Below are 20382 nucleotides of genomic sequence, written 5' to 3' on the forward strand. Positions count from 1 at the left end.
CCCAGGTGATCCCGGGGCCGGCCGCCTGTGCGCTCGCCACCTGTACGCTGCCCAGGTTCGTCTCGGTCCAGGACGCGGCCCCGGGGGCGGCCGACGCGGGAACGGCCGTGCCGAGACCGCACAGCGCGGCCAGCGCCAGCCCGGTGGTCGCCTTCTCCTTGAAGTGCATTGAGTACGCCTCTCGTTGGATCACGTCACTGCACCCCTATGACGCATCCGGGCGCTCCCCCTGTTACATACCGACTGCTACCTACCGACGGCGCGGCGCGCCGCCCAGTCCGGCACCCAGGTCCCGGCCGCGCCGTGGGCGGCGACGGTGGCGGCCAGGTGGGCCCGGAGGGTGGACAGCGCCGGGTGCGGGTTGTCGCGGTGCCAGAGCAGGGAGTGCGGGTAGACCGGAGTCGGGTCGGTCACCGGGATGCGGCGAAGGCCGTGGTCGGCGGGCCAGACCAGGCGGGTCTGCTCGCCCATGAAGGTGGCCAGGGCCGGGGTGTCGGCGACGGTGTCCAGCAGCGCGTCCGAGCCGAAGTTGGGGCCGGTCACCTCGATGGTGAGGCCGAACTCGGCGACCATGTCCTCGTAGTAGGCGGCCCACTCGGTACCGGGGACGATGCCGGGCATCCAGATCCGGTGCCCGACGAGCTGAGCCATCGTCACCGACCGGGCGCCGGCCAGCGCGTGGGCGGGGCCGGTGAGCAGCTGGAGCGTCTCGTCGAACACCCGCACGGACTCGATGTCGTCGGGGAGCGGCCGGTCGGGTGCCGCGACAGCACGGAAGGACGCGTCGATCGCACCGGACCGGATCGCGGCGACGGCCGTGTCGACGTCGAACAGCATCACCACGTCGAGTTCGATCTCGGGATACGCACGGTGGAAGCCGCGCATCAGGCCCGACTGCGCGCTGCGTGAAGCGATCACGTCCACGCGTAGCGGTCGGCGCCCGGTGCGCACGGAGGCGACCGCGCGTTCGGCGACACGCAGCAGCTCGCGGGCGTGGGGCAGGAAGGCCTGGCCGTCGATGGTGAGCCCGGAGCCGCGTGCGGTGCGGGTGAACAGCCGCACGCCGAGTTCGCGCTCCAACGCGGCGATGCGCTTGGAGACGGCCTGCTGGGTCACCGCCAGCTCGGCGGCGGCCTCCTGGAACTGCCCCGCGTCGGCTGCGGCCACGAAGGTCCGGACGGTGTCGAGATCCATGTCGACACCCTAAGGGAACAACCATGGGTTGTTGCTTGTGCCCCTGTGGCTGTACTCCACCTGGCCATTCCTCTGACCTCGATGGTCCTGATCGCCCATCGGTTGTGCAACACCGCTCAGCCCCCGTCCAGCACGATGAGCTCGCCGTTGAGGTAGGACGAGGCGTCGCCGGCCAGGAACAGGGCCGTCCCGACGATCTCGTCGGCGGTGGCGATCCGGCCCAGGCTGATCCGGTCGGCCATCCGGGCCTGCAGCGCCTCGGTGGGCAGGGACCGGTGCAGGCTGTCGGTGTGGAAGGTGCCGCAGACGATCGCGTTGACCCGGATTCCGCGCGGGCCCAGCTCCTGCGCCGTCGCCCGGGTCACCGCGTTCAGACCGGCCTTGGCGGCGGCGTAGACCACGGTGGACGGCGTCGGGTGGAGGGACGCCTTGGAGCTGATGTTGATCACCGCACCGCCGCTGGGCATGTGCGCGGCGGCCAGCGCGGTGAGCCGCAGCGGGCCCTTGAGATTGACCGCGAGGGTCTTGTCGAACAGTTCCGAGGTGACCGCCTCGATCGACGCGGGGACCGGGGCGATGCCGGCGTTGTTGACCAGCACGTCGATGCGGCCGAACGCGCCGACGGCGGCCGCCACCAGGTCCTCGCACTGCTGCCAGTCACCCACGTGGCAGGCGACCGCCAGGGCCTTGCCGCCCAGCGAGCGGACCTCGTCGGCCACCGCCTCGCAGGGGCCGAGCTTGCGGCTGGCGACCACGACATCGGCGCCCGCCTCGGCGAAGCCCAGGGCCATGGCCCGGCCCAGGCCCTTGCTGCCCCCGGTGACCAGGACGACCTTGCCCTCGGCACTCAACGTGGGAATGCTCATGCGCCGTCTCCGGGCGGGACGTGGGCGAGTATGTCCGCGAACCGGTTCTTGAGCGACGCCCCTTCCTGGGCATGGGTGATGACCCAGAAGCGGTCCTCACGGATGGCGGCCAGCACGCGCTCGGCCACCGCGGCCGGAGACAGGCCGGTGGGCCCGGTGAGCGTGCCGCGGATCATCAGCCGCATCGACTCGGCGGCCTCGCTGCGCCGTTCGGAGCCCAGCGCGGCCGGCCGGTTACGTTCGGACTCCATCACCCGGGTGTCGACGCTGCTCGGGCACAGCACACTGACGCCGATGGGCAGGCCGGCGAGTGCCAGCTCGGCCCGCAGGCTCTCGGACACCGACACCACCGCCGCCTTGCTCGCCGCGTAGGGGCCGATCACCGGGACCCCGCTGAGCAGCCCGGCGATCGAGGCCGTGTTGACGATGTGGGCGGGGGTCGCCTGGTCGCGCAACACCGGCAGGAAGCTGTGCAGCCCGTGCACCACACCCCACAGGTTGACGCCCAGCACCCAGCGCCAGTCCTCCAGGCGCTGGTCCTGGATGAGGTTGAAGGTGGAGACGCCCGCGTTGTTGCACACCACGTCGACGTGGCCGAAGCGTTCGACCGCCGCCGCGGCCAGCCGGTCCAGGTCGGCCGGGTCGGCCACGTCGACCGTGCGGGCCAGCACCTGCGCACCGGCGGACCGCAGTTCCTGGGCCGCCGCCTCCACCTGGGCGGTGTCGATGTCGGCGAGGACCACGGCCATACGCTCGCGGGTGAAGGCATCGGCCAGGGCCCGGCCGATACCGCTCCCGGCACCGGTCACCACGGCCACCCGTCCCGGTCCCAGCGCCTGTTTCACTGCTCCTCCCCGGTGGTGTGCGCGTCGCGGGCGATGCCCTCGACCAGGTAGCGGATGTGCAGCTGGAACAGGGTGTCCGCGTCCGCGGCGGACACCCCCTGGGCGTCGCCGCCCGCGCGCACCTTTCGGCTGGGCCCGCCTGGGGGCGGCTGCGCGCCGGCCTCCAGGGCCACGAAGCCCACGGTCGCCCACATGATCAGCCGGCAGGCCCGCACGGCGGCGTCGGTGGCCATGCCGTCCCGGCGCATGGTCTCCAGCAGCGGGCGGGACGCCTCGACGTACGCCTGCCGGCGCGCGGCGACGACCAGCCGGCTGTCGCGCAACTGCCCCAGCCTGGTGCGCAGTTCGCCGGCCCAGCGCGGTGCGTAGGCCGTCCAGGGCTGGTCCGCGCTGTCCGGCGGGGCCAGGTCGGCGAGCAGGCGGTCGGCGATCGCCTCGATCAGTGCCTCCTTGTTGCCGACACGGCTGTAGAGCGGGACCGGCGAGACGCCCAGGCGTGCCGCGACGCTGCGCATGCTGACCGCGTCGAGACCGCCCTCGCCCAGGATCGAGATCGCCGCGGCGACGATCTGGTCAGCGTCGAGTTCCAGGTCGGCCGGTTTGGCCATGGTCAGATTCCTCCGAGGACGAGTTTGCCGATCACGGAGCGATCGGCCAGGCGCTGCAGGGCCTGGGGCAGGGAGTCGAAGTCGACGGCGGGTCCGACCGCGGTGCGCAGGCTGCCGTCGGCGACCAGGGCGGTGAGCCTGGTGTGGACGTCGTCTAGTTCGGCGCGGCTGTAGCCGCCGGCGAAGACGCCGACCAGCGAGGTGTTGCCGAGCACGAAGCGGTCAGCGGTGATCTCGGGCCACGCCCCGCTCGCGAAGCCCACCGACAGCAGCCGGCCGCCGCGGGCCAGCGCAGCCGCCGCGTCGGACGCGAGCGCTCCCCCGACCGGGTCGAAGACCAGGTCGGGGCCGTGTCCGTCGGTGGCCTGGCGCAGTGCGGCCGACAGCGGTCCGTCTCGGTAGACCACCGATGCGTGGGCACCCAGGCCACGGCAGAACCGCGCCCGCTCCTCGTCGCTGACCACGGCGACGACCCTGGCGCCGAGCGCGCGCCCCAGCTGCACGGCGGCGATGCCGCTGCCCCCGGCGGCGCCCAGGACCGCCAGGTACTCCCCCGGGGCCAGCCGGCCGCGTTCGACCAGGGCGAGCCAGCCGGTCAGGTGCGGGATCCAAAAGCCGGCGGCCGCGACGTCGTCGAGTCCGTCCGGCACCGGGAAGGCGGAGTCCGCCGGGGCCAGGCACTCCTCGGCGAAGCCGCCGTGCCCCTCGGTGAACGCCGTCACGGCCATCACCCTGCTGCCGATCGGCAGCCCGACGCCGGCGCCTACCGCCGTGACGGTGCCGGTGACCTCCTGCCCCGGGGTGAACGGCAGGCCGGGGGTCAGCGGGTAGCTGCCCCGGCACATCAGCACGTCCGGGAGCCCGATGCCCGCGGCGGCGACCCGCAGCCGCAGCTGCCCGGGCCCCGGCTCGGGCTGATCGACCGTCACCAGGCGCAGCACCTGCGCCGGTTCGCCGTGGCCGTGCACCTGCCAGGCCCGCATCACGAGGACTCCGCGTCGAAGTCGCGGGCCATCTCGTCGGCGAACAGCAGCCTGGCGATGTGGGAGAAGTCCCCGGAGGGCGGCGGCAGCGAGGAGCCGCCGCACACCCCCAGCACCTGCCCGGTGATCCAGGCGGAGTAGTCGGAGGCGAAGTAGACCACGGCGCGGGCGACATGGTCGGGGTCGCCCAGCGGGTTGTCCGAGGCCAGCGGGGTGCTGGCGCGGATCAGGGCGAGGTTCTCGTCGTTGATGCCTGCGGCGCTGGACTCGGTGTCCATCCACCCGGGTCTGACGCCGTTCACCCGGATGCCGAAGCGTCCCAGCTCCGCCGCGGCGAACCTGGTGAGGCCGTCGATCGCGGCCTTGCTCACCGAGTAGCTGCCCAGGAACGCGGCCGGCCGGGTGCTGGCGATCGAGGAGATGGTGACGATGGATCCGCCCCGGCTGCGCATGCTGCGCGCCGCGTGCTTGACGGTGTGGGCGGTGCCGATCACGTTCACCCTCAGCGGCAGCATCCACTGCTCGGTGGTCAGATGCAGCAGCGAACCGGGCATCGCCACACCCGCGTTGGCGACCGCGATGTCCAGCCCACCGCCGGGCGCGGCCGCCTCCACAGCGGCTGCCACCTGCTCCTCGTCGGTGACGTCGGCGACCACCCAGCGCAGGTCCTCGATCCCGGGTCCGCTCAGCTCGGCGGCGGCCGAGGCCAGGACGTCGGCCTCGGGGCCGCAGACGGTCACCCGGGCTCCCGCGGCGGCGAGCGCGCCCGCGGTGGCCTTCCCCAGGCCGGTGCCACCGCCGGTTACCAGCGCCGTACGGCCGCGCAGGGACAGGGACAGGGACGGGGACGGGGCTGGAGACGGGGACGGCGCCGGCACCGGGGCCGGAGGTGCGAGGGGCTGGGTCACAGCGGATCTCCTCGGTCGATGAGGGTGGCGGCGTCGCGCAGCAGCAGGTCGGCCTGGCGGCCGAAGTACTCGTGCACCGGCTTGTCGGAGTGCCCGCGCAGGAACTTGGCGTAGCTGCCCTCCAGCACGACGGCGAGCTTCCAGCGGGCGAAGACCTCGTACCAGCCCAGCGCGGCAGTGTCGCGGCCGGACGCCTCGGTGTAGCGCTTGACCAGGGCGGCACGGTCCGGCAGCCGATCGACAGCGAAGCCCGGCTCCCCGGTGACGCCCAGGCGCAGTGTCCCCTCGGGTCCCGGGTGGAAGATCAGCGCCCAGGCCAGGTCCACCAGCGGGTCCCCGACGGCCGCCATCTCCCAGTCCACCACCGCGAGCAGCCTCGGCGGCGCCTGGGGGGCGAAGAGCAGGTTGTCCAGCTTGTAGTCGCCGTGGCACAGCGCGGCCGGCTGGTCCGGCGGCTGGTCGGCGTCCAGCCAGGCCGCCACCTGCCGGGCCTCGGGCAGCTCGCGCCCGCCGTACCCGTCGAGTTGGGCGAGCCAGCGCTCGGTCCTGCGCTCCCCTTCGGCGCCGGACCGCGACAGGTCCTCCAGCCCGCAGCCGCGCCAGTCCACCGCGTGGATCGCCGCCAGGGCGTCGACGAGTTGCTCCAGGGCCAGGCCGTGGGTGTCCGGCCGGGCGGCCCACGCGCCGGGGATCCTGCTGCGGACCGGCACCCCGGCGATCCGCTCCATCAGGTAGAACGGCGAGCCGAAGACCTCCGGGTCAGCGCAGGCCAGCACCGGACGGGCGATCAGCACCGGCTCGTCCTTGATCGCGTCCAGGATCCGGAACTCGCGCAGCACGTCGTGCGCCGAGGTCGCGTTGGCGTGCTGCGGTGCCCGGCGCAGCACCCAGCGCTCCGCTCCGCGGGTCACCGCGAACACCTCGCACGATCCCCCGCCGCGCATCGGCTCCACCGCCACCGGCTGCCGGTCGCCGAGGCGGGCGTCCAGGAACCGGCGCAGCGGTTCCGGCGAACCGGCCCTCATGTCAGCCCCGCCGCTGCGCGGAGCTGGGCCCACTTCGCCTCGGCCGCCGGTCGCCGGCTGGGAATGTGCTCGCTGGGCCAGCCCTCGACCGGGCTGTACCCGGCCAACAGGGTGCGGGCCAGCACCGACTTGTGCAGCTCGTCCGGGCCGTCGCCGATCGGTCCGAAGCGGGTGGACCGGTACCAGGCCTCCACCGGCAGGTCGCTGGAGTAGCCGAGAGCACCGCACACCTGGATGGTGCGGTCCAGCACCCCGAGGACCACCTTGGACACATGGGCCTTGACCATGCCCAGCTCGGCGCGCACCGCCCGGGCACCGTCGCGGTCCATCCGCCACGCCGTCCGGAACGTCAGCAGCCGGGCCGCCTGGATCTCCATGTGCGAGAGCGCCACGTAGTCCTGGACCATCTGGTGCTCCCCCAGCAGCCTGCCGTGCGAGGTGCGCGACACCGCGCGCTCGCACATGATGTCCAGCGAACGCTGGGCCTGTCCGAGCCAGCGCATGGCGTGGTGGATGCGGCCACCGCCCAACCGCTGCTGGGCCAGGACGAACCCCTCCCCGGGAGCGCCGATCAGGTGCTCGCCCGACACCCGGCAGTCACGGAACCTGATCTCGGCATGGTTGCCCGGCCGCCCGAACACCGCGTCCGGCGCGGCCATGGTGCCGATGTCGCGGACGATCTCCATCCCCGGGGTGCCGGCCGGGACGACGAACACCGAGGCGTGGCGGTGCGGCCGGCCCTCCGGGGTGGTCTCGGCGAACACCAGCACGATGTCGGCCACCGAGCCGTTGGTGATGAACCACTTGCGGCCGTTGAGCACCCACTCGTCGCCGTCGAGCACCGCCGTGGTGCCGATCACGGTAGGGTCGGCGCCGGCGTGGAACGGCTCGGTGAGGGCGAAGGCGCTGGAGATCTCGCCGCGCAGGTTGGGCCACAGCCAGCGTTCCTTCTGCGCCTCGTCGGCGCCGTGGGCCAGTAACTCCATGTTGCCGCTGTCGGGGGCCTGCACGCCGAAGACGGTCATCGACATCATGCAGCGGCCGATGACCTCCGACATCAGCGCCAGCTTCATCTGGCCGAAGCCCGCCCCGCCCAGCCGCGGGTCCAGGAACGCCCCCCACAGGCCCCGCGCCTTCACCTGCTCCTGCAGCTGACGCCTGACCACCGACCATTCGTCGTACGGCAGTTCGTCGAAGACTGGCTCGAGCGGAATCAACTCGTGGTCGATGAAGGAGCGCATCCAGGCCAGCTGCTCCGCGAACTCCTGATCGGTCTCGAAATCCCACGCCATGGGTGGTCCCCCTGGGCTCGCGAACGACGGATCACAGTGTAATCACATCGTCATGCAAGAGCGCCATACTCGAACCACCCAAGCCTGCCCCCGACTTGGGCCAGTACCCACAGCCTCGGCACCCAGGGCGCTCAGGGCGAGCAGGGGCGGGTCTCGGTCCAGTCGACCAACAGGCGGCGCTCGGCGAACAGCCACCGGCCGTCCTGCCTGACGAACTCGTCCAGGTAGCGGATGGAGGCGATCATGATCGTGCGCTCGGCGTCCGCCCCGAACGAGATGTGGTGGGCCAGGCAGTAGCTCTCCCCGCTCGCCCGGTCGCCGTCGATGGACACCGTGCTCTGTCCGTTGAAGTGGGTGGTGGCCCGGTAGGTGTTGAGGTTATCGAAGACCGGGGCGAGGGATTCTCGCCCGTGCAGTTCCTGGGTCGGCTCGGCCGCGGTGGCGTCCATGAAGACCAGGAACCTGGTGTCCTCGGTGAACAGGGACATCTGACCCTTGCCGTCGCGCCGGTCGGCGCAGTGCGCGTAGGCGTCGACCAGTTCGCGGATCGCCAGCCGGTCAGCCGCCTCCTGGGGCGGCATCGGGGCGTGGGAGGACATGTCGGCTCCCTTCGTGAAACTCTTTGACATATGTATAAGAGCACTGGTCACGGGGTACCGCAACCGGACCCGACGGTCTGGAGGCCAGCGCCGTGAGCAGTCGCACCGATCCCCGTGTCACCCGGACCACCCACGCCCTTCGGCAGGCCGTCCTGGGCCTCGCCTCGGAGCAACCGGCCTCCCGGATCACGGTCGCCGAGCTGGCCGAGCGCGCCGGGGTCACCCGGGCGACCTTCTACAACCGCTACGGCACCCCGCTGGATCCACTGATCGAGGTGCTCGACGCCGATCTGGAGACCGGCCACCGGCTGGAGGACCGGCGCCGGGTCGAGGGATACCGCGGCCCGGCCCTGCTGCGGCTCGCGGTCTCGGAGGTCGCCGACCACGTCGAGCGCTTCGCGGACGTCTACCGGCACGCCCTCGACGACCCGGCGGACCGTGGCGTGTACGACGCGCTGGTGCGCCACTTCCACCGCTACGCCGTCGCCTTCCTGTCGCGCGCGGCCGACACCGACCTCCCCGCTGTCGACCGCGAGGTGACCGCACAGTTCCTGGCCCACGGTTTCGCCGGAGCAATCAAGGCCTGGCTCGGAGACCCGGACGTCACCAAGGAGGACCTGGTCGACGCGGCCGTGGCCTGCGCACCCCCCTGGTGGGCAGCGGTGGCGGAACGTCAGGAGTGAACTCGAGAAGGAACCATTGACTTGATAGCTCAAGTCATAGTCGACGCAGTGACACTGACGACCAGACAGGTCAGTAGCGACTCGCCGACCCACGTCCAGGCGTCAGCGTGCCGGCGAGTCGATCCGCTGCAGGATCCGCTCGGCATCCTGCCCGAGCCGGCGCAGCCGCTCGCCGGACAGGTTGTCCACCACCAGCCGGCGAACGTGGGCGGCATGGCCGGGCGCGGCCGACTCCAGCTTCTCGAAGCCGGCGGGCAGCAGGATGGCGTTGGTGAAGCGCCCGTCGGCGGGGTCCGGCTCGCGCCGGACATAGCCACGGGCCTCCAGCCGCTTGACCATGTGCGACAGCCGCGACAGCGAGGTGCTGGTGTGCTCGGCCAGCGCGCTCATGCGCAGGGTCCGGTCCGGGGCCTCGGAGAGCATCGCCAGGGTCATGTACTCGACCATGCTCAGCTCAGCATCGCGCTGCAGCTGCGCGTCGATGGCCCAGGGCAACCGGGTGATCAGCCGCACCACGGACATCCAGGAGTCCAACTCGGCCGACGTGAGCCACAGGCCGGCATGCTCGTCCGCCTGCGGCGCCTTGTCGGAGGGAGTCACCCTGAGAGACTATCAGCGACATATCGCGGGTGATACGGAAGGGGATCGCGCCGTCCTCTCCGTACTCGTCACTTGAACGATCATGCACGGACGACCGGCAGTCCGATGCCCCCGGCAGGAGTCAGCTCGCGGGGAACGCTGCCGTAACGTCAGCGACACTCAGGGGACGAACTTTCGCGGCTTCCAGGAACGCCAAGCTCAGGGCGTAGACTCCGCTGCCAGAAACCAAGGTCCACGTCTCCGCGCATCAAGCTGGGCCAGCCAGGGCAGGGCGAGTCGCCGGCCGCACCGATGTTGGCCCCCCGGGCGTGCGGGGAAAGTATACGAGCCCTCAATGGCCCAGGCACGGATCGCTGGAATCCGCGCCAACATTGACTATTCAGACAAAGGCTGGCGCTCAGATAGGTAAGATGTGAGGCATGGCGCAGCAGGTGAAGCGGGCGTTTCGGTACCGCTTTTATCCCACGTACGAGCAGGCAGTTGAGCTGTCGCGCACGTTCGGATGCGTACGCCTGGTCTACAACATGGCCCTTGAAGCGCGCAGTCAGGCCTGGCACAACGAGCAGCGTAGTATCGGCTACGTCGAGTCCTCGGCGATGCTCACGGCATGGAAAAAGACTGAGGAGTTGGCGTTCCTGGCCGAGGTGTCCTCGGTACCACTACAGCAGGGTCTGCGGCACTTGCAGCACGCGTTCAGCAACTTCTTCGGCAAGCGGGCGGAGTATCCGACGTTCAAGTCGAAGAAGAAGTCCCGCGCCTCGGCCGAGTACACCGCCTCCGCATTCCGCCTTCGCAACGGACAGTTGACGCTAGCGAAGATGCGCGAGCCCCTGTCGATCGTCTGGTCGCGTCCACTTCCTGTAGGCGTTGAGCCCACCACCGTGACCGTGTCCAAGGATGCGGCGGGGCGCTGGCACGTGTCCATGCTATGCGTAGATACCGTCGAATCACTTCCCGTGACCGATGCCGTGGTCGGTGCTGATGCCGGAATTGCGTCCCTTCTCACCCTGTCCACGGGCGAGAAGATCACGAACCCGAAGTTCGAATATCGCGACCGGGAGCGTCTGACTAAAGCACAGCGACAGTTGACAAAGAAGCAGAAGGGCTCGAAGAACCGGGACAAAGCCCGCCTGAAGCTCGCCAAGATCTACGCCCGTATCACCGACCGTCGCCGCAACCACCTGCATACGGTCACCACTCGGCTCGTTCGTGAGAACCAAACGATTGTGATCGAGGACCTGGCTGTCCGCAGCATGGTCAAGAACCGCCCCCTGGCCCGTGCCATCAGTGACGCTTCGTGGGCGGAGATGCGGTTCATGCTTGAGTACAAAGCCAGGTGGTACGGCCGTGAACTGGTGGTTGTCGACCGCTGGTACCCGTCCAGCAAACTGTGCTCGCACTGCGAGCACCGGTCGGCGAAGATGCCGCTGAACATTCGCGAATGGACCTGCGGCAACTGCGGAACCATGCACGACCGCGACGTGAACGCCGCGATCAACATCAAGCAGGAAGGACAGAAGATCGTCGCCGCCGGGCTGGCGGAGACGCAAAACGCCTGTGGAGCTGATGTGGGACCCCAACGGAGAACTCCGGGCGGGCAGTCGGCGACGAAGCAGGAAGGCCGGCGGGCAACCGCAGGAATCCCCGCCCAGTAGGGCGGCACAGGATGTCAATTGCAGTGAGTGAGAAGGCAGCACACGCGAGAGCCGCCCTGCGACGGCGAACCTACCAGTCGGGCGAGCCCCGCTGCGAGCGGATTGTTCCGGGGCTGACGGCGCCCGTCAGTGGTCCCGGCGCCGTGATCGCGGCGGCGCCGGCTCGGCGGACAGCAGGTCGTGCTCCTGGACCACGGCGAGGGACAGCGTCCGGTAGCCGACGTTCTCGAAGAGGACGGTGAGGCGGCCGTCCTCTTCGCTCATGACGGCTCCGTGCCCCCAGCCCTGGTGCCGTACCCGGGTGCCCGGGGCGAAGGGATGCCGTGCCGTCGTGGCCACGACGGCAGGCCGTGCGTCCGTGGCCGTCCTGGTGTCGGTCCCGGCTGCGGCTACGGTACTGGTTCCGTCGAGCAGACCGCGGTCGTGGCCGGCGCCTGCGGTCCCGGTGCCCGCCAGGTCCTGGTCGCACCGGTCACAGGAGCCGCACGGGTCCTCGCCGGCCTGGCCGAAGTAGCCGAGCAGGAAGCGGCGCCTGCAGCCGGTGGTCTCCGCGTAGCCGCGCATCATGTCCACTCGGGATCGCTCCAGTTCCTGGTGGGCGTCGGCGAGCCGGAGCGCCTGCTCGGTAGCTTCGGTCGGGCCGAGTTCCGAGAGGGGTTCCAGTTCGCCCCGGTCGGTGGTGCGAACCGCCCGGACCTGCTGGAGCAGATTGACCACGGCGGTGAGCCGACTGGCCGTCAGGCCGGTCTCCTTGCGCAGCACGCTCGCCGACACCGGTGCCTGGTGGGAGTGGAGCGCCCGTGCCACCGCGGCCACGGTGTCGGCGTCGGGTCGTCCGGAGGCGAAGAAGCGCTGCATGCCGAGGTCCTGCGGGCGGTAGGCCAGGACCGCGCGTGCCTGGTGGCCGTCGCGTCCCGCCCGGCCGATCTCCTGGTAGTAGGCGTCCAGCGAACCGGGGATCGAGGCGTGGACGACGAATCGCACATCGGGCTTGTCCACGCCCATGCCGAAGGCGGAGGTCGCCACCACGACGTCGAGGTCGCCGCCCAGGAACTGGTCATGGACACGGGAGCGCTCGGCGGCTGCCAGCCCGGCGTGGTAGGCGGCGGCGTCCAGGCCCAGCTCGGCCAGCTCGCGGGCGTACAGGTCCGCGTCCCGCCGGGTCGCGACGTACAGCAGCCTCCGGTTTGGGCTCGACGGCGACCCGTTCGAGCACCGCACGGTGCTTGGCCGTCTCGTCCTGGAAGGCCAGCACCTCCAGGTGGATGTTCGGCCGGTCGAAGCCCGTGACCGTCTCGAAGACCTCGCGCATCCCCAGCTGCGCGACGATGTCGGCCCGTACCGGTGCGGAAGCGCTGGCGGTCAGTGCCAGCACCGGCGGCCGGCCCACCCGCTCGATCACCGAGGCCAGCCGCAGGTAGTCGGGGCGGAAGTCATGGCCCCAGGTGGACACGCACTGGGCCTCGTCGACGACGAACAGGGCGGGGGCCGCGGCTGCGAGCTGCCCGACCACCTCGTCCCTGCTCAGCTGTTCCGGCGCGAGGAAGAGGAAGTCGATGTTCCCGGCCCGGATCCGGTCCCAGACCGCCTCGTTCTGCCCCGTGCTCTGGCTGGAGTTCACCGCCGCGGCTGCGGCGTCCTTGCGGCGCAGCAGTCCCTTGATCTGGTCGCGCTGCAGTGCGATCAACGGGGAGACCACCACCGTCGGCCCTTTCAGCAGCAGACCGGGCACCTGGTAGACCGCCGACTTGCCCGCGCCGGTCGGCATCACCACCAGGGTGTCGCGCCCGCGCATCACCGCCTGCATGGCCCTGAGCTGCTCGGGGCGGAGCCGTTGCCAGCCGAAGACGCTGCGTGCGCTGCGCTTGAGCCGACGGGAGAGCGAGAAGAACATGGCATTCCTTCGGCGGGTGGCCCCCGGGGGGCGGATGCGGCTGACGTTGGGCCACTACCCCGGTCGGCGGCTGTCACCGCGTCAGAAGACGTCGGGGGTGCTGATGTCGATGCGCCGCAGTGACGGCAGGAGCAGGGGCAGCAGCATCGCCGCCACCGTCAGGGCTCCGCCGGTAACGGCCACCGGCGCGGTGCCGAAGGCCGTGGCGAGGATCGGGACGGACAGCTGGCCCACCGGGATCGAGGCGAACGACCCGAACTCGTCGTAGGCGCCGACCCGGGAGCTGAGCCGTTCCGGGATGTGGATGTGCCAGACCGTGGACCAGGCGACGGTGAAGAACTCGGCGGCCACCCCGGCCGCGAAGGCCGCCGCGGCCAGCCAGAGGGTGTTCGCGTGCAGGCCGAGGAGGATCATCGGAACGCCGGCCAGCGTCATCAGGGACAGGGCCGGCCCCATCGGCCGACGGACCGTCAGCTTCACCATCGCCGTGGTGGCCAGCAGTGCTCCGGCGCCGCGGGCGCTCAGTACCAGGCCCCAGCCGCCGGCCCCGATCGTGTGGACCGCGATCGCCGGGCCGAGGATGTTCCAGACGCCCATGTTGACGGTGTTGAAGACGGCGAAGGCCAGGGTCACCGACCAGATCCACGGCCGGGAGCTGAAGTAGTGCCAGCCCTGTCGCAGCTCGCCGAGCATGGACGGGTCGCCGTCGGTGCGCGGTGGCCGGTCGGGCAGCGACATCCGGGCGAAGCAGACCGCCGCCAGCAGGAACGACCCCGCGTCCGCCGCGATCGCCCAGCCGCCTCCGACGGAGACGGTCAGCAGGCCGGCGGCGCTCGGCCCGAGCAGTTTGGAGATGTTCCTGGCCGAGGCCAGCAGGGAGTTGGCCTGCTGGATGCCCCGGCCGCTGGCCAGTTGCGGGACGATGCCGCGCATCGTCGGGGTGGTCAGCGCCTGGAAGACCCCGTTGCAGGCGCTCAGCGGCAGCAGCAGTACCGGAGGCTGGTGGGTGATCAGGACGGCGGCCACCCCGGCCTGGCTGATCCCGCAGCCCAGGCTGGTGAGCCGCAGCACGGTGTCGCGCCGGTAGCGGTCGGCGATGCCGCCTCCCAGCAGCATCGTCGCGATCATCGGGACCGTGGCGGCGGCGAGCACCGCGGACAGCCAGGCGGCACTGCCGGTGGCCTCCAGGACACCGAAGGCCAGTGCGACGGGCGACATGGCGCTGCCGGCATTGGTGATCGACCAGCCGGTGAAGTACCAGCGGAAGGCGGGCGATCGCAGCGGCCGTTCGGACGCGAGTCGGGTGCTGGATACCGGCGTCGGCGCGTCTGTCTCAGGCACGAGGGGCGATGCTTCCAGCGGATACGGGATTCATCAAGCGATTTCGGAGCAGCCCGGACCCCGTGAGCACAATGCACAGAACCCTTGGAAAAGAGCTCAATGGCGACTTAAACACGAAACATGGAGGTCATCTGCCGGTCGCTCTAGCTTCAGAGTCCTCAACGGCGAGGACGAACGGAGAGAGATGTGACGGCGGCTCACAGTGGCCAGACCTTGGACGCGGGGGCGGACCCGGGCGGCGGGCGAGCGGGACGCGCCAGCGCCCGTATTGAACTGTCGGGGGTGACCCGGCGCTTCACCTCCCCCACCGGCAAGGTGTTCACCGCGCTTCGCGACGTGAACTTCACGGTCGAGCCCGGCCAGTTCTGCGCGGTCGTCGGACCGACCGGCTGCGGCAAGTCGACGACCCTGGGCATGGTGGCCGGCCTGGACCGGCCCAGCGCCGGATCGGTGCGCGTCGGCGGCGCCGAGGTGGACGGGATCACCGAGGGCGTCAGCTTCATGTTCCAGCAGGACGCCCTGCTGCCCTGGAAGACGGTGCTCGCCAATGTGGCGCTCGGCCCGGTCTTCCGGGGGGTCGGCAAGAAGCAGGCACAGGCCAGTGCCAGGGACTGGCTGGGCCGGGTGGGCCTGCGCGGTTTCGAGGACCACCACCCGCACCAGCTCTCCGGCGGTATGCGCAAGCGCGTCGCGATGGCCGCCGCGCTGATCAACGAGCCGTCGATCCTGCTGATGGACGAGCCCTTCGGGGCGCTGGACGTGCAGACCAAGGCGATCATGTCCAACGAGCTGCTCGGCCTGTGGGAGGAACTGAAGCCGTCGGTCCTGTTCATCACCCACGACCTGGAGGAAGCCGTCGCGCTCTCCGACCGGGTGGTCGTGATGACCTCGGGCCCCGGAACGATCAAGGGCGTCTACGACATCGACCTGCCGCGCCCGCGCGGCGCGGTGCAGGAGATCCGCTTCGAGCCCCGCTTCCTCGAACTCCACCACCAGATCTGGGAGTCGCTCAAGGACGAGGTGCAGCGGGCCTACGCGGACACCGGCGGCACTTCAGGCACCGCAGGCGTCGAGGGCGCCTCGGGTTCCTCAGGCTCCTCGGGCCGGTCGAAGCCGGCGGGAGAGCGCTGATGGCCATCACGTCCCAGTCGAAGGAGCGTCAGATGCAGACCCCCGACCAGATCCGGTCCGCCCTCCAGTCCGAGATCGCCGCCGACGAGGCCACCGTGACGGCCAGGGCGCTGCGGCAGGCCCGCAAGCGCAAGCTGCAGGTCAACGCCGGCCGGGCCCTGCTGGGTGTCCTGGTGGTCGGCGGCTGGCAGCTCTTCGCGCAGTGGAAGATCATCGACCCGTTCTTCTTCGGCCAGCCGTCGGGCATCGTCCGGCAGTTGGTGGACTGGTTCCAGCACGGCACCTCGTTCGGCTCCATCTGGTCGCAGATCGGCGTCACCATGGAGGAGGCCCTGCTCGGCTTCGTCTACGGCGTCCTGGGCGGCGTGGTGCTGGGCGTCCTGCTGGGCCAGGTGCGCTTCCTGGCCGATGTCATCGGGCCCTACATCAAGATCGTCAATGCCGTCCCGCGCATCGTGCTCGGCTCGATCTTCTTCGTCTGGCTCGGCCTGGGCACCCCCGCGAAGGTGCTGCTGGCCTCCGTCCTGGTGTTCTTCGTCGTCTTCTTCAACGCGTTCCAGGGCGTGCGCGAGGTCGACCGGGTCTTCGTCAACAACGCCCGGGTCCTGGGCGCCTCCCGGCTGCAGATCACCCGCCATGTGGTGCTGCCCTCGGCGCTGACCTGGATCACCGCGAGCCTGCACGTCGCCTTCGGCTTCGCCGTGATCGGCGCGATCGTCGGTGAGTTCCTGGGTGCCCAGCAGGGCCTGGGCCTGGTCATCTCCGACGCCCAGAACCACTTCAACCCCAACGGTGTGTTCGCGGCCATGGTGATCATCGCCGTCATCGCGCTCACCGCCGAGAGCGGGATCAGCTTCCTGGAGAAGAAGCTGCTCGCCTGGCGCCCGCCGTCCTCGACCGAGGTCGCCGGCATCTGAGCCGGCCGGATCCCGGTCCGAGGTCCGTCCCACCCCGAGCAACCCCACCCGCACAGTCCCCCCACCCCGCACAGATCCCCCACCCCGTACAAGGGAGTACGCGCCATGCTCAGCACCAGATTCACCCGGAAGTCCCGCCGCACCCTGGCCCTCGCCTCAGCCGCCGGTCTGCTCACCACCCTCGGGCTCACCGCCTGCGGCTCCTCCAGCAGCGGCTCCTCCGCCTCCAGCGGCGGGGGCGGCAGCCTGCCGAAGGTCACCATGATGGTCGGCGGCATCGACAAGCAGATCTACCTGCCCTACGAGCTGGCCCAGCAGCTCGGCTTCTACAAGAAGTACGGCGTCAACATGCAGCTCAGCACCGAGACCAACGGCGGTGTCGGCGCCGAGGACGCGATGGCGTCCGGTCAGGTCGACATGGCCGGGGCCTGGTACATCCACACCTTCGACTTCCAGGCCAAGGGCAAGGACGTGGTCAACCTCGCCCAGCTCAGCGGCGCCCCCGGCGAGCGGGTGATGTGCTCCAAGAACTCGGGCGTCACCACCCCCTCGGACTTCAAGGGCAAGAGCATCGGCGTCACCGACCTCGGCTCCGGCACCGACGACCTGATCCAGCAGCTCGCCGCCCACTACAACCTCTCCACCAGCCAGTTCCACCGGATAGGCGTGGGCGACGGCTCCACCCTGCTGGCCGCCCTGAAGCAGAACCGGGTCGCCTGCGCCATCACCACCCAGCCCACGGTCAGCGCCATCGAGAAGTCCGGCGCCGGGACCTCGGTACTGGACCTGTCCAGCACGGCGGGCGCGACCCAGTGGCTGGGCGGCACCTGGCCGGCCGCCGGCGTGCTCACCCTGAACAGCTGGGTCCAGTCGCACCAGGACACCGCGCAGAAGGTGGTCGACGCCCTGGTCGCGACGATGCACTGGATCAACACCCACACCGCCGCGCAGATCGCCGACGCCCTGCCCGCTTCGTACACCAACAACGGCCTCATCACCAAGGCCGACTACATCGCCGCTCTGGCCCAGGACAAGGGCCAGTTCCTGCCGGACGGGATGATGCCCGCCAACGGCCCGACGACCGTCCAGGCCACCGCGAAGATCTCCGGGGTCGACGTCAGCAAGGTCAAGATCAGCGGCACCTACACCAACCAGTACGTCCTCGCGGCCAACAAGCTGGAGGGCTTCACCGTCAGCGGCGGCTGACCCGCCATACCGCCGGCGGCGGACCCGGTCCTGGACAGCCCGGGTCCCCCGCCGGCCCCCCGCCTTGCCCCGGGACTGGGCAAATCCCCCTTGACCAGCGACAATCGCCCCACGAGTGCGGCAAGGACGCCGCTTCGAGAGCTGAGCGGTGAGAGACGATGTTCCCAAGGAGACCACGGACGGGCCAGGGCCGAAGGCTCTCCACCCGGATCCTGGCCAGTCAGGTGGCCATCCTGGCGGTGACCAGCGTGATCGGGTTCGTGCTGTTCGCCTGGGTGCAGCGCGGCCAGCTGGACAACGAGTACGAGCAGCGCGCGATGTCCATCGCCCAGGTGGCCGCCGCCGACCCGCAGATCGTCCAGGGCATGGTCGCCCCGGGCGACCGGGCGCTGGTGCAGCCGGCCGCCGAACGCATCGCCGAGGCCGCCGGCGCCTCCTACGTGGTCGTGGTCGACCTGAACGGGGTCCGCTACTCCCATCCGCATCCCGACCTCATCGGGCAGCGGATCACCGAGCCGCTGGTGGTGCTCGACGGCCAGCCGCACGGCGGCATCGACCAGGGCGTCACCGGCCGGTCGGCCAACGGCAAGGCACCGTTGCGGGACCCGAACGGCAAGGTGATCGGCGAGGTCTCCGTCGGGATCAGGGAGAGCAAGGTGGCCGGCCAGCTCTGGCACGAGCTGCCCACCTTCGCGCTGTACGCCGGCATCGCCCTGTGCCTGGGCTGCGCCGCCTCGTACGCACTGGCCCGGCGACTGAAGCGGTCCACCTTCGGCCTGGAGCTGGAGGAGATCGCCGGACTGCTGACGGACCGTGAGGCGATGCTGCACGGGATCAGGGAGGGCGTGATCGCCTTCGACCCGGCCGGCCGGATCACCGTGGTCAACGACGAGGCCCGCAGGCTGCTGCCGTTCGACGCGGCGCTGGGCCTGCGGCCCGAGGACGTCCTGCCCGAGGGGCGTCTGCGCGACGCCCTCGACGGCACCCTCACCGGCCACGACCTGACCGTGCTCACCGACCGGTACTGCCTGGTCGTCAACCGGATGCCGGTGGGCCTGCACGGACGCGAACTGGGTGCCGTGGTCACCGTCCGGGACCGCACCGAGATGGTCGGGCTGCTGCGCGAGCTGGACTCGGTGCGCGGGCTCACCGACGCCCTGCGCGCCCAGCAGCACGAGTTCGCCAACCGCATGCACATCCTGGCCGGACTCCTGGACCTGGGCGAACACGACGCCGCCTTCGAGTACGCGGTGGAGTCGGCCGGGGTCGAACCCGCGCTCACCGAGTCGGTCCGGCAGCGGATCGGCAACCCGCTGATGGTCGGGCTGATCGTGGCGAAGTCCACCGTCGCCGCCGAACGCGGGGTGCGGATCACCCTGACCGAGGAGTCCCGACTGGGTGAGCAGCCCGCTCACCTGCACGGACTGCTCACCATCGTCGGCAACCTGTTGGACAACGCCGTGGACGCCGCCGTGTCCGGGACCACGACCGGGGCGGCGCAGGCCGAGGTACGACTGTCGCTGCTGGAGACGGGCACCGCGGTCACCGTCCAGGTCGCCGACTCGGGCCCGGGCGTGCCCGACGACGCCATGGAGTCGATCTTCCAGGACGGCTGGTCGACCCGGCCGGACCGGGGCACCGCCCGGCGCGGACTCGGGCTGGCCCTGGTGCACCGGCTGGTGCGGCACCGCGGCGGCACCATCACGGTGAGCAGCGGTGCGGGTGCGGTGTTCACCGTGACGCTCCCGCTGTCGGACACCGCCCCGGCCGACGGCGACCGGCCCGGCCAAGCCGCCCCGTTCGAACTCGCAACCTCAGGAGGCGATCGCTGGTGATCAGCGTTCTGGTCGTGGACGACGACTTCCGTGTCGGCGCCATCCACGCGCGCTACGTGGCGCGCACCGAGGGGTTCACCGTCGTCGGCGAGGCGTCGACGGTCCGTGGCGCGGTGCAGGCCGCTCGCGAACTGCAGCCGGACCTGCTGCTCCTGGACGTCTACCTGCCCGACGGCAGCGGCCTGGACGTGCTGCACCAGCTCGCCGCGGACGCGGCCGGGACCGGGACCGGACCCGACGCGATAGTGATCACCGGGGCACGCGAGCTGGCCACCGTCCGTTCGGCGATGAAGCTCGGCGCGGTCGGCTACCTGGTCAAGCCGTTCGGCTTCGCCGCGTTCAGCGAGCGGCTGGCTGCCTTCCGGGAACTGCACCAGCGCGTCCAGTCCCGGGGGCCGAGCGCCCAGACCGATCAGGCCGAGGTCGACGCCCTGTTCAACGCCGCGCGTCCCACCCCCGCGCCGCAGGCCCTGGCGAAGGGGCTCTCCGCGCCCACCCTGGCGCTGGTCCGCGAAGCGGTGCGCGAGCGCGACCTGTCGGCCGCCGAGGTCGCCGAGATCACCGGGGTCTCCCGGCCCACCGCCCAGCGCTACCTCTCCTATCTGGTCCGCGACGGCCTGGCCCGGCTGGAGCTGCGCTACGGCTCCGCCGGCCGACCCGAGCACCGCTACCGCGCGGCGACCTGACCTGACCGCCCGGCAGCCGGAAAAAGGGTTTGGGCACGACGGCCGGCGGTTGGTAACGTGCACGCGACCGTGAAGCAGACCTCTGGAGGTGAGACCCGTGAACGCTGTGTCCCA

18 protein-coding genes and 1 pseudogene are annotated in these 20382 nt (G+C 70.8%); 7 read left to right on the top strand and 12 right to left on the bottom strand.

Features of this window, described 5'->3' with window-relative positions:
* Positions 1-246: 246 nt before the first annotated feature.
* The 9 genes from IF29_RS0110330 to IF29_RS0110370 form a co-directional block, all read right to left on the bottom strand.
* Entirely contained in the window at positions 247-1194 is a 948-nt protein-coding gene (locus tag IF29_RS0110330) for a LysR family transcriptional regulator (protein ID WP_030252610.1), read from the bottom strand.
* A 116-nt stretch (positions 1195-1310) separates the two neighbouring features.
* Complete coding sequence (locus tag IF29_RS0110335) at positions 1311-2060, bottom strand: SDR family NAD(P)-dependent oxidoreductase (protein ID WP_030252611.1); 750 nt, start codon at positions 2058-2060, stop codon at positions 1311-1313.
* The gene (locus tag IF29_RS0110340) at positions 2057-2905 is read right to left on the bottom strand and encodes an SDR family NAD(P)-dependent oxidoreductase (protein ID WP_030252613.1); all 849 of its coding nucleotides are present in this window, start codon (positions 2903-2905) and stop codon (positions 2057-2059) included. The genes IF29_RS0110335 and IF29_RS0110340 overlap by 4 nt, the downstream gene beginning before the upstream one ends.
* Complete coding sequence (locus tag IF29_RS43380) at positions 2902-3513, bottom strand: TetR/AcrR family transcriptional regulator (RefSeq protein ID WP_051725144.1); 612 nt, start codon at positions 3511-3513, stop codon at positions 2902-2904. The genes IF29_RS0110340 and IF29_RS43380 overlap by 4 nt, the downstream gene beginning before the upstream one ends.
* A gap of 2 nt (positions 3514-3515) precedes the next feature.
* Complete coding sequence (locus IF29_RS0110350) at positions 3516-4496, bottom strand: NADPH:quinone oxidoreductase family protein (protein ID WP_030252616.1); 981 nt, start codon at positions 4494-4496, stop codon at positions 3516-3518.
* Complete coding sequence (locus tag IF29_RS0110355; protein WP_051725145.1) at positions 4496-5404, bottom strand: SDR family NAD(P)-dependent oxidoreductase; 909 nt, start codon at positions 5402-5404, stop codon at positions 4496-4498. Before IF29_RS0110355 ends, IF29_RS0110350 begins: the two co-directional genes overlap by 1 nt.
* Positions 5401-6429 (bottom strand): phosphotransferase family protein, encoded by a 1029-nt coding sequence (locus IF29_RS0110360; protein ID WP_051725146.1) that lies wholly within the window; start codon positions 6427-6429, stop codon positions 5401-5403. The genes IF29_RS0110355 and IF29_RS0110360 overlap by 4 nt, the downstream gene beginning before the upstream one ends.
* On the bottom strand, positions 6426-7721 hold the full coding sequence (locus tag IF29_RS0110365; RefSeq protein ID WP_030252621.1) for an acyl-CoA dehydrogenase family protein: 1296 nt from the start codon (positions 7719-7721) through the stop codon (positions 6426-6428). The genes IF29_RS0110360 and IF29_RS0110365 overlap by 4 nt, the downstream gene beginning before the upstream one ends.
* A gap of 131 nt (positions 7722-7852) precedes the next feature.
* A complete protein-coding gene (locus IF29_RS0110370) occupies positions 7853-8320 on the bottom strand; it encodes a nuclear transport factor 2 family protein (RefSeq protein ID WP_030252622.1) in 468 nt (155 codons plus the stop codon).
* Between the two features lie 92 nt (positions 8321-8412).
* Here IF29_RS0110370 and IF29_RS0110375 point away from each other — a divergent pair, with 92 nt between their 5' ends.
* Positions 8413-9003 carry a TetR/AcrR family transcriptional regulator gene (locus tag IF29_RS0110375; RefSeq protein WP_232242093.1) on the top strand — a complete coding sequence of 197 codons (591 nt, stop codon included), beginning with the start codon at positions 8413-8415 and terminating at the stop codon, positions 9001-9003.
* 102 nt (positions 9004-9105) lie between these two features.
* Here IF29_RS0110375 and IF29_RS0110380 read toward each other — a convergent pair whose 3' ends face one another.
* A complete protein-coding gene (locus IF29_RS0110380; RefSeq protein WP_030252626.1) occupies positions 9106-9603 on the bottom strand; it encodes a MarR family winged helix-turn-helix transcriptional regulator in 498 nt (165 codons plus the stop codon).
* Positions 9604-10022: 419 nt separating this feature from the next.
* On the opposite strand from IF29_RS0110380, the gene IF29_RS0110385 reads away from it, so the two are divergent.
* Complete coding sequence (locus IF29_RS0110385; RefSeq protein ID WP_030252628.1) at positions 10023-11258, top strand: RNA-guided endonuclease InsQ/TnpB family protein; 1236 nt, start codon at positions 10023-10025, stop codon at positions 11256-11258.
* 126 nt (positions 11259-11384) lie between these two features.
* Here the strand turns inward: IF29_RS0110385 and IF29_RS41730 are convergent.
* Together IF29_RS41730 and IF29_RS0110395 are read right to left on the bottom strand one after the other, a co-directional pair.
* Positions 11385-13152 (bottom strand): annotated as a pseudogene (locus tag IF29_RS41730) (RecQ family ATP-dependent DNA helicase).
* 81 nt (positions 13153-13233) lie between these two features.
* The gene (locus IF29_RS0110395; protein WP_037594828.1) at positions 13234-14493 is read right to left on the bottom strand and encodes an MFS transporter; all 1260 of its coding nucleotides are present in this window, start codon (positions 14491-14493) and stop codon (positions 13234-13236) included.
* A gap of 213 nt (positions 14494-14706) precedes the next feature.
* Here IF29_RS0110395 and IF29_RS0110400 point away from each other — a divergent pair, with 213 nt between their 5' ends.
* The 5 genes from IF29_RS0110400 to IF29_RS0110420 all read left to right on the top strand — a co-directional run bounded on the left by IF29_RS0110400 (position 14707) and on the right by IF29_RS0110420 (position 20268).
* Positions 14707-15624: an ABC transporter ATP-binding protein gene (locus IF29_RS0110400; RefSeq protein ID WP_380522498.1), complete on the top strand. Its 918-nt coding sequence runs from the start codon at positions 14707-14709 to the stop codon at positions 15622-15624.
* Complete coding sequence (locus IF29_RS0110405; protein ID WP_232242094.1) at positions 15624-16541, top strand: ABC transporter permease; 918 nt, start codon at positions 15624-15626, stop codon at positions 16539-16541. Before IF29_RS0110400 ends, IF29_RS0110405 begins: the two co-directional genes overlap by 1 nt.
* A gap of 105 nt (positions 16542-16646) precedes the next feature.
* A complete protein-coding gene (locus IF29_RS0110410) occupies positions 16647-17747 on the top strand; it encodes an ABC transporter substrate-binding protein (protein ID WP_030252635.1) in 1101 nt (366 codons plus the stop codon).
* 158 nt (positions 17748-17905) lie between these two features.
* A complete protein-coding gene (locus tag IF29_RS0110415) occupies positions 17906-19582 on the top strand; it encodes an ATP-binding protein (protein WP_084713881.1) in 1677 nt (558 codons plus the stop codon).
* Positions 19579-20268 (top strand): response regulator, encoded by a 690-nt coding sequence (locus IF29_RS0110420; RefSeq protein ID WP_030252638.1) that lies wholly within the window; start codon positions 19579-19581, stop codon positions 20266-20268. Before IF29_RS0110415 ends, IF29_RS0110420 begins: the two co-directional genes overlap by 4 nt.
* Positions 20269-20382: the final 114 nt, after the last annotated feature.

This window comes from Streptacidiphilus jeojiense, from assembly GCF_000719095.1.
GTDB lineage: Bacteria > Actinomycetota > Actinomycetes > Streptomycetales > Streptomycetaceae > Streptacidiphilus > Streptacidiphilus jeojiensis.

Excerpts from the sequence above, each read along its gene's own strand:
- IF29_RS0110330 (WP_030252610.1), bottom strand. The coding sequence starts at position 1,194 with ATGGATCTCGACACCGTCCGGACCTTCGTGGCCGCAGCCGACGCGGGG.
- IF29_RS0110370 (WP_030252622.1), bottom strand. The coding sequence starts at position 8,320 with ATGTCCTCCCACGCCCCGATGCCGCCCCAGGAGGCGGCTGACCGGCTG.
- IF29_RS0110415 (WP_084713881.1), top strand. The coding sequence starts at position 17,906 with ATGTTCCCAAGGAGACCACGGACGGGCCAGGGCCGAAGGCTCTCCACC.
- IF29_RS0110385 (WP_030252628.1), top strand. The coding sequence starts at position 10,023 with ATGGCGCAGCAGGTGAAGCGGGCGTTTCGGTACCGCTTTTATCCCACG.
- IF29_RS0110360 (WP_051725146.1), bottom strand. The coding sequence starts at position 6,429 with ATGAGGGCCGGTTCGCCGGAACCGCTGCGCCGGTTCCTGGACGCCCGC.
- IF29_RS0110410 (WP_030252635.1), top strand. The coding sequence starts at position 16,647 with ATGCTCAGCACCAGATTCACCCGGAAGTCCCGCCGCACCCTGGCCCTC.
- IF29_RS0110335 (WP_030252611.1), bottom strand. The coding sequence starts at position 2,060 with ATGAGCATTCCCACGTTGAGTGCCGAGGGCAAGGTCGTCCTGGTCACC.
- IF29_RS0110350 (WP_030252616.1), bottom strand. The coding sequence starts at position 4,496 with ATGCGGGCCTGGCAGGTGCACGGCCACGGCGAACCGGCGCAGGTGCTG.
- IF29_RS0110365 (WP_030252621.1), bottom strand. The coding sequence starts at position 7,721 with ATGGCGTGGGATTTCGAGACCGATCAGGAGTTCGCGGAGCAGCTGGCC.
- IF29_RS43380 (WP_051725144.1), bottom strand. The coding sequence starts at position 3,513 with ATGGCCAAACCGGCCGACCTGGAACTCGACGCTGACCAGATCGTCGCC.
- IF29_RS0110405 (WP_232242094.1), top strand. The coding sequence starts at position 15,624 with ATGGCCATCACGTCCCAGTCGAAGGAGCGTCAGATGCAGACCCCCGAC.